Annotated in this window: 13 protein-coding genes; 10 read left to right on the top strand and 3 right to left on the bottom strand. The window is 68.6% G+C overall.

What is annotated here, in order from left to right; translation table 11 throughout:
- Window positions 1–6: 6 nt before the first annotated feature.
- Window positions 7–2,841 carry an FAD-binding and (Fe-S)-binding domain-containing protein gene (locus AZH51_RS01410; RefSeq protein WP_291520473.1) on the top strand — a complete coding sequence of 945 codons (2,835 nt, stop codon included), beginning with the start codon at window positions 7–9 and terminating at the stop codon, window positions 2,839–2,841.
- Window positions 2,842–2,910: 69 nt separating this feature from the next.
- Window positions 2,911–3,159, top strand: coding sequence for a DUF2630 family protein (locus AZH51_RS01405; protein ID WP_291520471.1), 249 nt, complete (start codon window positions 2,911–2,913; stop codon window positions 3,157–3,159).
- Here the strand turns inward: AZH51_RS01405 and AZH51_RS01400 are convergent.
- The gene (locus AZH51_RS01400) at window positions 3,152–4,141 is read right to left on the bottom strand and encodes a GNAT family N-acetyltransferase (protein WP_291520469.1); all 990 of its coding nucleotides are present in this window, start codon (window positions 4,139–4,141) and stop codon (window positions 3,152–3,154) included. The genes AZH51_RS01405 and AZH51_RS01400 overlap by 8 nt on opposite strands.
- 54 nt (window positions 4,142–4,195) lie before the next feature.
- Here AZH51_RS01400 and fdxA point away from each other — a divergent pair, with 54 nt between their 5' ends.
- The 3 genes from fdxA to AZH51_RS01385 all read left to right on the top strand — a co-directional run bounded on the left by fdxA (window position 4,196) and on the right by AZH51_RS01385 (window position 7,106).
- Window positions 4,196–4,516, top strand: a complete 321-nt coding sequence (fdxA, locus tag AZH51_RS01395) for a ferredoxin (protein WP_291520467.1) — start codon at window positions 4,196–4,198, stop codon at window positions 4,514–4,516.
- A complete protein-coding gene (dapC, locus tag AZH51_RS01390) occupies window positions 4,513–5,601 on the top strand; it encodes a succinyldiaminopimelate transaminase (protein WP_291520465.1) in 1,089 nt (362 codons plus the stop codon). The genes fdxA and dapC overlap by 4 nt, the downstream gene beginning before the upstream one ends.
- A 215-nt stretch (window positions 5,602–5,816) precedes the next feature.
- Window positions 5,817–7,106, top strand: coding sequence for a citrate synthase (locus AZH51_RS01385; protein WP_291520463.1), 1,290 nt, complete (start codon window positions 5,817–5,819; stop codon window positions 7,104–7,106).
- 60 nt (window positions 7,107–7,166) lie between these two features.
- On the opposite strand, the gene AZH51_RS01380 is transcribed toward AZH51_RS01385, so the two are convergent.
- Window positions 7,167–8,087, bottom strand: a complete 921-nt coding sequence (locus AZH51_RS01380) for a hypothetical protein (RefSeq protein WP_291520460.1) — start codon at window positions 8,085–8,087, stop codon at window positions 7,167–7,169.
- Window positions 8,068–9,000 (bottom strand): 2,3,4,5-tetrahydropyridine-2,6-dicarboxylate N-succinyltransferase, encoded by a 933-nt coding sequence (gene dapD / locus AZH51_RS01375; RefSeq protein ID WP_291520458.1) that lies wholly within the window; start codon window positions 8,998–9,000, stop codon window positions 8,068–8,070. Before dapD ends, AZH51_RS01380 begins: the two co-directional genes overlap by 20 nt.
- A 60-nt stretch (window positions 9,001–9,060) precedes the next feature.
- Between dapD and dapE the strand changes: the two genes are divergently transcribed.
- From dapE to AZH51_RS01350, 5 genes are read left to right on the top strand one after another with little or no spacing between them, the layout of a single operon-like run.
- Entirely contained in the window at window positions 9,061–10,125 is a 1,065-nt protein-coding gene (dapE, locus tag AZH51_RS01370; protein ID WP_291520456.1) for a succinyl-diaminopimelate desuccinylase, read from the top strand.
- A 4-nt stretch (window positions 10,126–10,129) separates the two neighbouring features.
- Window positions 10,130–10,459 carry a DivIVA domain-containing protein gene (locus AZH51_RS01365; RefSeq protein ID WP_291520454.1) on the top strand — a complete coding sequence of 110 codons (330 nt, stop codon included), beginning with the start codon at window positions 10,130–10,132 and terminating at the stop codon, window positions 10,457–10,459.
- Window positions 10,456–10,896: an SRPBCC family protein gene (locus AZH51_RS01360; RefSeq protein WP_291520452.1), complete on the top strand. Its 441-nt coding sequence runs from the start codon at window positions 10,456–10,458 to the stop codon at window positions 10,894–10,896. Before AZH51_RS01365 ends, AZH51_RS01360 begins: the two co-directional genes overlap by 4 nt.
- Window positions 10,889–11,464 carry a DNA-3-methyladenine glycosylase I gene (locus AZH51_RS01355; protein WP_291520450.1) on the top strand — a complete coding sequence of 192 codons (576 nt, stop codon included), beginning with the start codon at window positions 10,889–10,891 and terminating at the stop codon, window positions 11,462–11,464. The genes AZH51_RS01360 and AZH51_RS01355 overlap by 8 nt, the downstream gene beginning before the upstream one ends.
- Window positions 11,465–11,469: 5 nt before the next feature.
- Complete coding sequence (locus AZH51_RS01350; protein ID WP_291520448.1) at window positions 11,470–12,705, top strand: hypothetical protein; 1,236 nt, start codon at window positions 11,470–11,472, stop codon at window positions 12,703–12,705.

Below are 12,705 nucleotides of genomic sequence, written 5' to 3'. Positions count from 1 at the left end.
CTCTGCGTGAGTCTTTCCGGTGGTGTACTCGCCGCGTTGCAGCGAGCGGGGGTTCGCGATGTGCGGGCCGACACCACCACGCGGGCGGTCTATTCCACGGACGCTTCGCTCTACCGGGTGGTGCCGCAGGTCGTTGTCTTCCCCCACGATGCCGACGAGGTCGCTGCGACGCTGGCCGCGTGCCGCAGCGAGGGTGTCCCGCTGACCGCTCGTGGAGCGGGCACCTCGGTGGCCGGGAACGCGATCGGTCCGGGCGTCGTACTCGACTTCAGCCGCTACATGAACCAAGTCCTGTCGGTGTCCGCGGATGCGGTGGCCGGCGGTGCCGGCAGCGCGGTCGTCCAGCCGGGAGTCGTGCATGCCGCGCTACAGAAGCAGGTCACCGCTCTGGGCCTGCGTTTCGGACCGGACCCGTCCTCACACACCCGGTGCACGATCGGCGGGATGATCGGCAACAACGCGTGTGGCAACCGCGCCCTTGCCTACGGCAAGACGTCCGACAACGTGCTGGCGATGACCTCCCTGCTGGCGGACGGCTCGTTCCTACGTACGGCGAGTGGCTCGGCTCCGCCGTCGCTTCCCCTTCTCGACTCGTTGCGGTCGGTCGTCGGCGACAACCTGGCCACCATCCGCACGGAGTTCGGCCGGTTCGGCCGGCAGGTGTCGGGTTATGCGGCCCAGGATCTGTTGCCGGAGAACGGGTTTGACGTCACCCGCTTCCTGGTGGGCAGTGAGGCGACGTTGGCCGTCTGTACTGAGGCGACGGTGCGGTTGGTGAAGGATCCGGCCTACCGGGTGCTGGTCGCGCTGGGCTATCCCGACATTGCCTCAGCCGGGGATGCCGCGCCCTCGGTGTTGCAGTTCACCCCCACCGCGATCGAGGGCATCGACCAGCGCGTGGTGCAGACCCTCATCGAGCGACGCGGCCCGGGCGCGGTGCCACCGTTGCCGGCCGGTGCGGCGTGGCTGTTCGTGGAGATCAGCGGCGACGACCTGACTGAGGTGCTCGACCGCGCGGGGGCCGCGGCGATCGGGTGTGGCGCGATCGACGGCCTCGTGGTTTCCGATCCGGCCACCGCAGCCGCGCTCTGGCGGGTACGCGAGGACGGTGCGGGTCTGGCCGGTCGCAGTCCGCGGGGTCGCCCGGCGCACGCCGGTTGGGAGGACGCCGCGGTGCCGCCGGCCCGCCTCGGCGACTACTTGCGCGACTTCGACGCGCTGCTGCTGGAGCACGATCTGACCGGACTGCCGTACGGCCACTTCGGCGACGGCTGCCTACACATCCGGATCGACTTCCCGCTCGACCACCCCGGCGGCACAGACGGTTTCGGCTCGTTCCTGTCCGACTCTGCCGCGTTGGTCGCGTCGTACGGCGGCTCGCTGTCCGGTGAGCATGGTGACGGCCGGGCGCGTAGTGGTCTGTTGCCGGCGATGTACTCCCCGTCTGCGATTGCGCTCTTTGACTCGATCAAGAAGGTCTGGGATCCAGCCGGTGTGCTCAACCCCGGCGTCCTCGTCGATCCTGACGCGCCGACCGATCAGCTGCGCATCCCGGCGGCCCGGAAACCTTTGGAGCTATTGGCTCTTCGGTATCCGCACGATGACGGCGACTTCTCCCAGGCGGTGCACCGGTGCACCGGAGTCGGCAAATGCCGCGCCGACAATGCCGGTGGCGTGATGTGCCCGTCCTACCTGGCCACCAAGGAGGAGAAGGATTCCACCCGCGGCCGCGCACGCGCACTGCAGGAGATGCTGAACGGCACGCTGGTCACCGGCGGCTGGCGCGCACCAGAAGTCCACGAGGCGCTCGATCTGTGCTTGTCCTGCAAGGGGTGTCTGTCGGACTGCCCGACGGGGATCGACATGGCCTCCTACAAGTCCGAAGTGCTGCACCAGTCGTACGCCGGTCGGCGGCGACCGATGTCCCACTACGTGCTCGGGCAATTGCCCAGGTGGCTGCGGATGGGCGCCAAGATGCCCAAGGTCGTGAACGCGCTGCTCACCGCGGGCGACAAGGCGTCGTTCACCAAGAAACTGGTCGGCGTCGACCCGCGTCGCTCGCTGCCCTCGGTGGCACCGCAGACGTTCCGGCAGTGGGCTGCCTCCGCCGGTATCGGGACGTTGGGCGAGTCTGACGCGTCGAACCAGGTTGTGCTCTTTGTGGATTCATTCACCGACCACTTCGCACCACAGGTCGGCCAGGCGGCGGTCCGGGTGCTGCGGGCAGCTGGTTACGAGCCGGTGTTGACCAAACGCAACGGCTGTTGCGGGTTGACCTGGATCTCGACCGGTCAGCTCGATGCCGCGAAGAAGATACTGGGCTCCCTGATCGAGGACTTCGAACCCGCTGTCGCACAGGGGATTCCGATCGTCGGGCTCGAACCCTCGTGCACGGGAGTGGTCCGGTCGGATGCCGCCGAGTTGCTCGGCACCTCGTCGGCTGCGGCCGTCGCGGAGTCCACGCGGACGTTGGCGGAGCTGTTGACTTCGACGCCCGGCTGGGAGCCGCCGTCGCTGCAGGGCACCACTGTCGTCGCGCAGCCACACTGTCACCACCACGCGGTGATGGGTTGGTCGCCGGATGCCTCGGTGCTGGCCGCCGCCGGCGCGTCGGTGACCCGGTTGTCCGGCTGCTGCGGGCTGGCCGGCAACTTCGGGGTGGAGAAGGGGCACTACGAGGTCTCGGTGGCCGTGGCCGAGCAGCAGTTGTTGCCCGCGCTGCGCTCGCAGGAAGACGCCGTGTTGCTGGCCGATGGGTTCTCCTGCCGCACCCAGGCCGACGATCTGCTGGACCGCCAGGGCGTCCACCTGGCCGAACTCCTCGATCCCGGGACCCCCTGAACCCCCTCGATCGCCCTTCTGGACCGCTGCGGATGTGATCCGAGGCGATGTGGGTCGATGATGGGGGACATGGACGAGACCTCGAAGGAAGTTCACGAGCACATCGACGAGTTGGTGGCCCGCGAGCACGCGTTGCGCGATGCCCAGGTCGGAAAGGGCTTGGATCCGCAGGAGCAGCGCGAGCTGAAGAGCATCGAGGGCCAGCTGGACCAGGCGTGGGATCTGTTGCGCCAGCGCAACGCGCTCGCCGAGCAGCACGAGGACCCTTCTGCCGCGAGCGAGCGACCCGTGGGTGAGGTCGAGGGCTACCTCAACTGACCGGCCGCGAGTAGTAGTACTCGTGGTGCACGGCGTACCCGAGTGACTCGTAGAGCCGCACGGCCGCGGTGTTGTTGGCACTGACCTGCAGGTAGCTCAGCGAGATCCCGCGGTCCGCTGCCTCGGCGAACGCGGCCTGCATCAAGGATCGCCCGATACCGCCGCGTCGCTGCTCTGCGGGCACGTGCACCGAGAAGACCCCCATCCAGCCGTGGGCGAACGCCAATCGCGCCACTCCAGCGGGGCGGTCGCCGTCCAACGCCAGCGGAAACGCCGATGCAGGCACGAGGTCGTTGATCCGCGACGCGACCCGGCGGTGCTCGCGCTCCCGGGGTGACGAGACCGCCCACCATCGGTCGTCAGGCGCATCCAGCACCGCGACCGACGACGGCCGTTGCGACAGCGGGATCGGCGCGGTCATCACCAGCGTCCGTTGGAAGACCCGCCAGCCACGGCCCACGAGCTCTGCCCCCAACGAATCGTCGGTAGCGGGATCGAAACCCGAGGGTCCGAACAGCTGCACCAACGGCGCAAGGCCGCGATCGGCGTACCACGAGGAGACGGACGCGAGAGGGTCGGCCAGTTCTGAGGAGCCAAGCGGCAGAACGGAATTGGCGCGCCCGGTGTAGCCCGCGGACGCTCGCAGCAACCAGCGCCCCTGCCATCGCGCCTCCAGTGCCGGCATCCCGGCAACCATGAGTTCCTGCAGTACGCCGGCCGAGACGGCGAGGTGCGCAGCGCCGCGACGGTGCGGAGCGGGCGGGATGGGTTTGGCCGCGGCGATCCGGGACGTCTCGATGTCCACCCGCCCCCGGCGGGTCAGCACACTCACCGATGCCTCGGACAGCGCCACGACCGTCCCCACGGAGTCGGTGAGCATCGGTTCGCCGACCTCCAGGCGCCAGCGCACGACCGCGCGTTCACCGACGCGCAGACGCCCGAGGAGGCGGGTCAGGTCAGGCTCACTAGGGGGAGAGGTCATCGCTTCGGCATACTAGGCGGGTCAGTCACCCAGCCCGGAAGGACCTCCACCGACATGACCTATGTCATCGCGCAGCCCTGCGTCGACGTCAAGGACAAGGCGTGCATCGAAGAGTGTCCGGTCGACTGCATCTACGAAGGCGAACGATCGCTCTACATCCACCCGGACGAATGTGTCGACTGCGGTGCCTGTGAGCCGGTCTGCCCGGTCGAGGCGATCTACTACGAGGACGACGTGCCGGAGGAGTGGGCCGACTATTACAAGGCCAACGTCGAGTTCTTCGACGACCTGGGCAGCCCCGGTGGCGCCGCGAAGATGGGCGTCATCGCCAAGGACCACCCGATCATCTCCGCCCTGCCGCCCCAGGGTGAATGAAACTCCCTGACTTCCCGTGGGATTCGCTCGCGGAAGCCAAGGCGACCGCTGCCGCCCACCCCGGTGGCATCGTCGACCTGTCGGTCGGCACTCCGGTTGACCCGACCCCGGAGCTGATCCAGCGCGCGCTCCAGGGCGCATCCGACGCGCACGGTTACCCGCAGGTGTGGGGGACCCCGGACCTGCGGGAGGCTATCGCCGCGTGGTTCGCGCGGCGGCGGGGCGCGACGTACGTCGATCCGGACGGAGTCCTGCCCACCATCGGCAGCAAGGAACTGGTCGCCTGGTTGCCCACCCTGCTCGGACTCGGCCCCGGCGATGAGGTGGGATTCCCCGCCGTGGCCTACCCGACGTACGACGTGGGTGCGCGTCTCGCAGGCGCCACACCCAGGCCGGCCCAGGGGTTGCTCGAATACGGGCCGAAAGCGCCAAAACTGTTGTGGCTCAACACGCCCAGCAACCCGACCGGAGCCGTCCTCGGTCTGGAGCACCTCAAGAAGGTCGTGGCCTGGGCCCGTCAGCACGGCGTGATCGTCGCCAGCGACGAGTGCTACGCCGAGTTGTCCTGGACCTCTGATGAGCCGACGCCCAGCCTGCTGGACGACCGGGTGACCGGGGGAGACCCGACCGGACTGCTCGCGGTCTACTCGATGTCCAAGCAGAGCAACCTGGCCGGCTACCGCGCGGCGTTCGTGGCGGGCGACCCTGCCCTGGTGAAGCAGCTGGTCGAGATCCGCAAGCACGCCGGGATGATGGTGCCGTGGCCGGTCCAACGGGCGTTGCTGGCCGCCGTGGGCGACGACGAGCACGTGGCCGTTCAGAAGTCGCGGTATGCCGATCGCCGGACCACGCTGCGCACCGCCCTGGAGGCGGCGGGCTGGCGCATCGAGCATTCCGACGCCGGCCTCTACCTATGGACCACGCGTGAGGAACCGTGCCGGGACAGCGTCGCCGCGCTCGCGCAGCAGGGCATCCTGGTCGCGCCCGGGGACTTCTACGGCGCCGCGGGTCAGCGACACGTGCGGATCGCGCTCACCGCGAGCGACGAGCGGATCGCGGCGGCCGCTGAGCGGCTACGCGCCTGAATTAACTGGATGTGACGCGGATCACGCCTGGTGTGACAAACAGGGGTGTTTGCTTTCACTGATAGTCAAACCAGGGCATTCCTTGACGCCGGACCCGTGATGGAGTGCCCGGAACTGTGGAGTAACGTCGAATCAAGAAACATCCGGCTACGACTTAGGCTCAGGGCGCCATCACGCGCTGAGCCTCTTCAGGTCCAAGGAAGGACTGTGTATCCATGACCGATCAGGCCACCTTCGAAGCCGGGGGTAAGACCCTCGAGTTCGCCCTCAACGAAGCCACCGAAGGCAACGGGGGATACGACATCTCCGCGCTGCTGAAGGAGACCGGCAACGCGACGCTGGACATCGGCTTCGTCAACACGGCCTCCTGCAAGTCGGCGATCACCTACATCGACGGTGACGCGGGCATCCTGCGCTACCGCGGGTACCCGATCGACCAGCTGGCCGAGAGCTCCACCTTCCTGGAGACCTCCTACCTGCTGATCTACGGCGAGCTGCCGAGCGCCGATGAGCTGGCCGCCTTCACCGAGAAGGTGCAGCGGCACACGCTGCTCAAGGAGGACCTGAAGGACCTGCTGGCCGCCTTCCCGCGCGACGCCCACCCGATGTCGGTGCTGTCAGCCGCTGTTTCCGCGCTGGGCACGTTCTACCAGGACAGCCTCTCGATCACCGACCAGGAGCAGATCGAGCTGTCCACCATCCGCCTGCTGGCCAAGCTGCCCACGATCGCGGCGTACGCACAGAAGAAGCAGCAGGGTCAGCCGACGCTCTACCCGGACAACTCGCTGAGCTACACCGACAACTTCCTGCGGATGACCTTCGGGTTCCCGACCGAGGACTACGAGGTCGACCCCGCGGTGTCGCGCGCGCTGGACCGGCTGTTCATCCTGCACGCCGACCACGAGCAGAACTGTTCGACCTCGACCGTGCGTCTGGTCGGCTCCGGCCACGCCAACCTGTTCGCCTCGATCTCGGCCGGGATCCACGCGCTGTCCGGTCCGCTGCACGGTGGCGCGAACGCGGCGGTGCTGGAGATGCTCGAGACCATCGAGAAGGACTACGACGGCGACGTCGACAAGTTCGTCGAGAAGGTCAAGAACAAGGAAGACGGCGTCAAGCTGATGGGCTTCGGCCACCGGGTCTACAAGAACTACGACCCGCGCGCTGCCATCGTCAAGAAGTCTGCCGACGAGGTCCTGGAGAAGCTGGGTGTCGATGACCCCAAGCTGCACATGGCGATGCGCCTGGAAGAGATCGCGCTCAAGGACGACTACTTCGTCTCCCGCAAGCTCTACCCGAACGTCGACTTCTACACCGGCATCATCTACAAGGCGATGGGCTTCCCCACGGAGATGTTCACCGTGCTGTTCGCCATCGGCCGGCTGCCCGGCTGGATCGCCCAGTGGCGCGAGATGATGGCCGACCCGGCGACCAAGATCGGCCGCCCGCGTCAGGTCTACACCGGCGAGACCGAGCGCAAGTACGTCGAGGTCACCGAGCGCTGAACCGCACCTGAACGAGCCAGCGGCCCCGAGACTTCGGTCCCGGGGCCGCTTCGTTCGCCCTCAGAAGTCGATCCGCACCACGGTGTCGCCAGAGGTCGCGCGGTCTGCGTCATGCCACACCAGACCGTCCTCGCCGCGCAACCGCTGCCACTGCCGGCTACCGACCGTGACCGCGGTGACCTTGTCCGAATCAGCATGTGTCACAGCCCAGTTCGCGACGGCGCGGGCTACTTGCGGCGACTTCGCCGACACCGTCAGGGATGACCCGGACACCGTTCCCCGCACGCCGCTCTGCGCCGTCAGCTTCGCCGCCGTCGCCGCTGGATCCGCGCTTCCGGTGACCGCGTCCAACCGGCAGCCGACCCCCTCGTTGACCTGACCCGACAGCACCGTCGCCAACGTCCGGCCCTGGTCGACGTGCTCGTCGTACGCGTCGGGGAACCCGCTCTTCTGCACCGCCTGCGCCACGGCTCCGACCGAATCAGTCTGCCAATCAGGCACTTTCAACATTGCGGTGTAGAACGCGTTGGTCGAGTAGACCGGATCGAGGATCTGGGCCGAGGTGCCCCAACCCATCGAAGGACGTTGCTGGAAGAGCCCCAGGGAGTCCCGGTCGCCGTACGTCAGATTGCGCAGTTTGGACTCCTGGATCGCCGTCGTGAGGGCGATCGTCGCGGCGTGGTCGGGCAGGGCGCGTTTGAGGGTGCCGACCACGGTGATGGTCGAGGCGTTGGCCGCCTGCTCGGGCGTCCACTCGTAGACGAACTTGTCCGCCCGCACCTGACAGGTCGGGCTGCCCCAGTTGTCCCGGGTGTGCTCGTAGAACCGCCACCCGCCGTACCCCGCGCCGGCGATCAGCGCCAACGGCAGCAGGCAGCCGAGCGCGCGCCGCAGCGGGTGGCGGCGGTGCTCTTCGTCGTAGAAGTCGTGGTCGTCGAACGCCTCGACGCCACGCGGGTCCTCAGTTGGCGTGGAGGGCATCGTTGAGCGTGATCCCCGTGCCTGTGCGGGACTTGGCCAGCACCACACCAGTCGTGGAGTCGCGGATGAACAGCAGGCCGGGTTGCCCGGACAGTTCGCGGGCCTTCACGACCTGCCCGTCCGGCAGCGTGACCTTGGTGCCTGCGGTCACGTAGAGCCCCGCCTCCACCACGCTGTCGTCGCCCAGGCTGATGCCCACGCCGGCCTCCGCGCCGATCAGGCAGCGCTGCCCGATCACGACGCGTTCGGTGCCACCGCCGGACAGCGTGCCCATGATCGAGGCGCCACCACCCAGGTCGGAGCCGTCCCCGACCACGACGCCCTGGGAGATGCGGCCCTCCACCATCGAGGTGCCCAGCGTGCCGGCGTTGAAGTTGCAGAACCCCTCGTGCATGACCGTCGTGCCGGGCGCCAGGTGCGCACCCAGGCGCACCCGGTCGGCGTCGGCGATGCGGACACCGGAGGGCACCACGTAGTCGGTCATCCGCGGGAACTTGTCCACGCCGAACACCGCGACCGGACCGTCGAGCAGCATCCGCAGCCGGGTCGTCTCGAAGTCCTCCACCGCGCACGGACCGCGATTGGTCCACACCACGTTGACCAGCACCCCGAACAACCCGTCCAGGTTGATCGAGTTGGGCAGCACCAACCGGTGGGAGAGCAGGTGCAACCGCAGGTACGCGTCCGGGACGTCCGCAGGCGCGGCGTCCAGGTCGATGCTCACCTGCCGGACCACTCGGCGTACGCCGCGTGCGGGGTCCTCGTCGGCCAGCGCCGCCAGGTCCGCCGGGGCCGCATACGGATCATCCGCCGGCGCCTGTTCCAGGACGGGGGTCGGGAACCAGGCGTCCAGCGCCTGCCCGCCCTCGGTCAAGGTGATCAGGCCGTATCCCCACGCCGGTCGCTGCGTCATGGCCCCAGGGTAGGTGACCACCATCGCGGGGGCCGCAGCGTCCCACGGCAAGATGGGGGTATGTCCCACCTCGATCTGCAGCAGGACGTTGTCGCGCTCGCCGCCGCACTCTGCGACGTGCCCTCCGTCAGCAAGGACGAGCGCGAACTCGCCGATGCCATCAAAGCGGCGCTGGCGCCGCTCACCCATCTGCAGGTGGTGCGCGACGGCAACGCGATCGTGGCCCGCACCGACCTGGGCCGCGACGAGCGCGTGATCCTGGCCGGGCACATCGACACCGTCCCGATCACCGATCCGCCCAACGTCCCCAGCCAGCGGATCGGCGGCCGGTTGCTCGGCCGGGGCAGCACCGACATGAAGGGTGGGGTCGCGGTGCAGTTGGCGCTCGCGGCGACGCTGCCTGAGCCCAGCCGCGACATCACCTACGTCTTCTACGACTGCGAGGAGATCGAGGACCAGTTCAACGGCCTCGGGCGACTGGCCAGGACCCAGCCCGGCCTGCTGACCGCGGACTTCGCGGTGCTGCTGGAGCCCACCGACGGAGGGATCGAAGGTGGCTGCAAGGGCACGCTGCGCGTGGACGTGACTGCCAAGGGCATCTCGGCGCACTCGGCGCGACCGTGGAACGGGCACAACGCGATCCACGAGGCGGGCGCGATCCTGGGCCGACTGTCGGCCTACGAACCGGCGACGGTCAACGTGGACGGGTTGGACTACCACGAGGCGCTGAACGCGGTCGGCATTGCGGGCGGTATCGCCGGCAACGTGATCCCGGACAAGTGCGTGGTCACCGTCAACTACCGGTTCGCCCCCAACAAGAGCGCCGCCGAAGCGTTCGAGCACGTGCAGCAGGTCTTCAGCGGTTACCTGGTCGAGCTCACCGACGCCGCGGACGGTGCCCGCCCGGGTCTGGACAAGCCGGCAGCCCGGGCCTTCGTCGATGCTCTCGGGCTGCCCGTGGTCGCCAAGGAGGGCTGGACTGACGTGGCGCGCCTCTCGGCCCTCGGGGTGCCGGCGGTCAACTTCGGCCCCGGGGACCCCAACCTGGCGCACACCGAGGACGAATGGTGCGACGAGGCCCAGATCACGCAGGCGCTGCAGGCTCTGACGCGATGGTTACGCTAGCGAGGTGTTTGCGTTCCTGATCGTTCTGCTGGTGCTCGTGGTCGGCCTGGTGGTCGCGGGCGTCATCGGGCTGTACGGCGGCCACCTGGATCCGCCGGTACGTACCAGCCCGTTCGAGCAGCTCCCGCCGACCGTGACCCCGGACGATGTGGACAGCCTGCGGTTCGACCAGACGTTGCGCGGGTACCGGATGGGCCAGGTCGATGACACCCTGGACCGGCTGCGCGATGCGTTGGCGGAAAAGGACCGGGAACTGGCCGAGAGGGACGCGCGGATCGCCGAGCTGGCCGGTCAGCGCTTCGACACCCTCACCGACGGACCCGGCCCGGCGTGACGTCGGTGACGGTCCGGGCGCACAGCACCGCGGACCCCGGGCGGCTGTGGCGGGCCGCCAGCGAATTCGCCCGCCACTCGGCGTACTTCCCCTTTACGAAGGTCACGGTCACCAGCGGGGCGGGCGACCAGGTGGGCGACACCATCGTGGGCACGACCCGTATCGGACCGGTCACCCTGGCCGACCCGATGACCATCACGACGTACGACGCGCCGCAGGCCTACGCCGTACGCAAGACCGGATCGGTGCTCACCGGTGAGGTGCACGTGCAGGTGCATCCGCACGGGGACGGCAGCCAGGTCGTCTGGACCGCGGACGTGGTCCCGGCCTGGCGCTGGGCGCGGATCGCCGGTCCCGTGAACACGTTGATCTCCCGGGCCGTCTACCAGCACGCCGTGAGCGCGATGGCACGGACCGCGGAGTCCCTGGATGGGTAACGCAGTGCGCGGCGAGGACGGCAGGCAGCGCTGCCCCTGGGGCGCCGGGCCCGAGTACCTCGCCTACCACGACCAGGAGTGGGGCCGGCCAGTGCGGCAGGAGGCCGCGCTGCTGGAACGCATCACCCTGGAGGCGTTCCAGTCGGGTCTGTCCTGGTTGACGATCCTGCGCAAGCGTCCCGCGTTCAGGGCGGCGTTCGCCGACTTCGACCCGGACGCGGTCGCGGCGTTCACCGATGAGGACCGCGATCGACTGATGGCGGACGCCGGGATCGTGCGCAACCGGCGCAAGGTCGACGCGGCGATCGCGAACGCCCGCGCCACCGTGGCACTGCGCGAGGACGGGGGACTGGTCGAACTCTTCTGGTCCTTCCAGCCGGCGCAGCTGCGCAGGCCCCGCTCGATCGCCGAGGTACCGGCTTCCACCCCGGAGTCGGTCGCCCTGGCAAAGGCGTTGCGCAAGAACGGTTTCGAGCACATCGGACCCACCACGATGTACGCCGCGATGCAAGCCTGTGGTGTCGTCACCGACCATCTGGTCGACTGTGACTTCGGCGGCGCGGCATGACGTCGGTGGCGACGAGCCCCGCCGCGGTGCGCGAGACCTGGTGGCAGCGACTGGCCGCCCAGCGCCTCGTGTGGGCGGTGCTGGGGGTCTATCTGCTGGCCCGGGCGTTCAGCGCGGTGCTGTTGATGTGGATCGCCAGTCAGCAGGATCTGAGCACCATGCCCGGCGCCCACGGAGCAACCGGGCGGGCGTCGTACTGGGACGTCACCCACATGTGGGACGGCGACTGGTACCGCACTATCGCCGAGAACGGCTATCCCAAGCAGTTACCCCGCGACGAGTCCGGCACGGTGCAGCAGAACCCGTGGGCGTTCTTCCCTGCGTTCCCGCTCCTGGTGCGCGGCATCATGACCGTCACCGGCGGTAGTTTCACGGTCGTTGCGCCGACGCTGGCGCTGCTGCTGGGGGTGGCCGCCGCGCTGCTGATGATCCCGCTGCTACGGCCGCTGATCGGCAGCACCGCGACCTTGTGCACGATCGCGGTCTACGCCACGTTGCCGATGTCACCCGTGCTGCAACTGGCCTACACCGAGTCATTGGCCATGCTCCTGCTGGTGGGCTTCCTCCTGGCGGTCAGCCGCGGGGAGTGGGCGATCGCCGGACTGGTCGCGCTGGCGTTCGGTTTCGCGCGCCCGATCGCACCGCCGCTGGGGCTGGTCGCACTCGTCGCGGTGATCTGGCGCTGGCGCGCACGTCGCGAGCGGCCGATTCCGCGGGCCGAGTGGGCCGGGATGGCCTTCCTACTCATCAGTTGTGCCGTGTCCGCTGTGCTGTGGCCTGCGATCGCGGCCCTAGTCACGGGCGAATCGGATGCGTATGCGTTGACCCAGTCCTCGTGGCGGGCCGGCGGTTCGGTGAACTTCTTCACCCCGTGGTTCCGCAACCTACGGTTCTTCTTCGGAGCCTGGACCCCGCTATGGGTGCTGTCCATGATCGCTGTTGTGGTGATCTCGATCGTCGGCCCGTGGGCCGCGGCGCTGGGACCGGTGCTGCGGGCCTGGATAGCGGCCTACGCCTTCTACCTGCTCGCGGTCGTGGACGCATGGACCAGCACCTACCGGTACGCGATCTTCCTCTTCCCGATCATTGCGGTGTGGATCGGCGCCGGCTGGAAGGACCGCGACGCCCGCGTGCTGATGCGCACGCGGACGGTCGCGTTGGTGTGCCTTGGCCTGGGCTGGCAGGTCTGGTGGTGCTGGAGTTTCATGCACGTCCCGTCCCTGCCGTGGAACCCGATCTGA

This window comes from Branchiibius sp. NY16-3462-2 (genome assembly GCF_001594145.1).
Classification (GTDB): domain Bacteria; phylum Actinomycetota; class Actinomycetes; order Actinomycetales; family Dermatophilaceae; genus Branchiibius.
Note: the sequence above shows the minus strand (reverse complement) of the source record. Positions and strands in the feature narration are given on the sequence as shown.

Bases quoted from the DNA above. Each gene is read 5' to 3' on its own strand.
- AZH51_RS01405 (WP_291520471.1), top strand. From the start codon at position 2,911: ATGGACGAGACCTCGAAGGAAGTTCACGAGCACATCGACGAGTTGGTG.
- AZH51_RS01400 (WP_291520469.1), bottom strand. From the start codon at position 4,141: ATGACCTCTCCCCCTAGTGAGCCTGACCTGACCCGCCTCCTCGGGCGT.
- fdxA (WP_291520467.1), top strand. From the start codon at position 4,196: ATGACCTATGTCATCGCGCAGCCCTGCGTCGACGTCAAGGACAAGGCG.
- dapC (WP_291520465.1), top strand. From the start codon at position 4,513: ATGAAACTCCCTGACTTCCCGTGGGATTCGCTCGCGGAAGCCAAGGCG.
- AZH51_RS01385 (WP_291520463.1), top strand. From the start codon at position 5,817: ATGACCGATCAGGCCACCTTCGAAGCCGGGGGTAAGACCCTCGAGTTC.
- AZH51_RS01380 (WP_291520460.1), bottom strand. From the start codon at position 8,087: ATGCCCTCCACGCCAACTGAGGACCCGCGTGGCGTCGAGGCGTTCGAC.
- dapD (WP_291520458.1), bottom strand. From the start codon at position 9,000: ATGACGCAGCGACCGGCGTGGGGATACGGCCTGATCACCTTGACCGAG.
- dapE (WP_291520456.1), top strand. From the start codon at position 9,061: ATGTCCCACCTCGATCTGCAGCAGGACGTTGTCGCGCTCGCCGCCGCA.
- AZH51_RS01355 (WP_291520450.1), top strand. From the start codon at position 10,889: ATGGGTAACGCAGTGCGCGGCGAGGACGGCAGGCAGCGCTGCCCCTGG.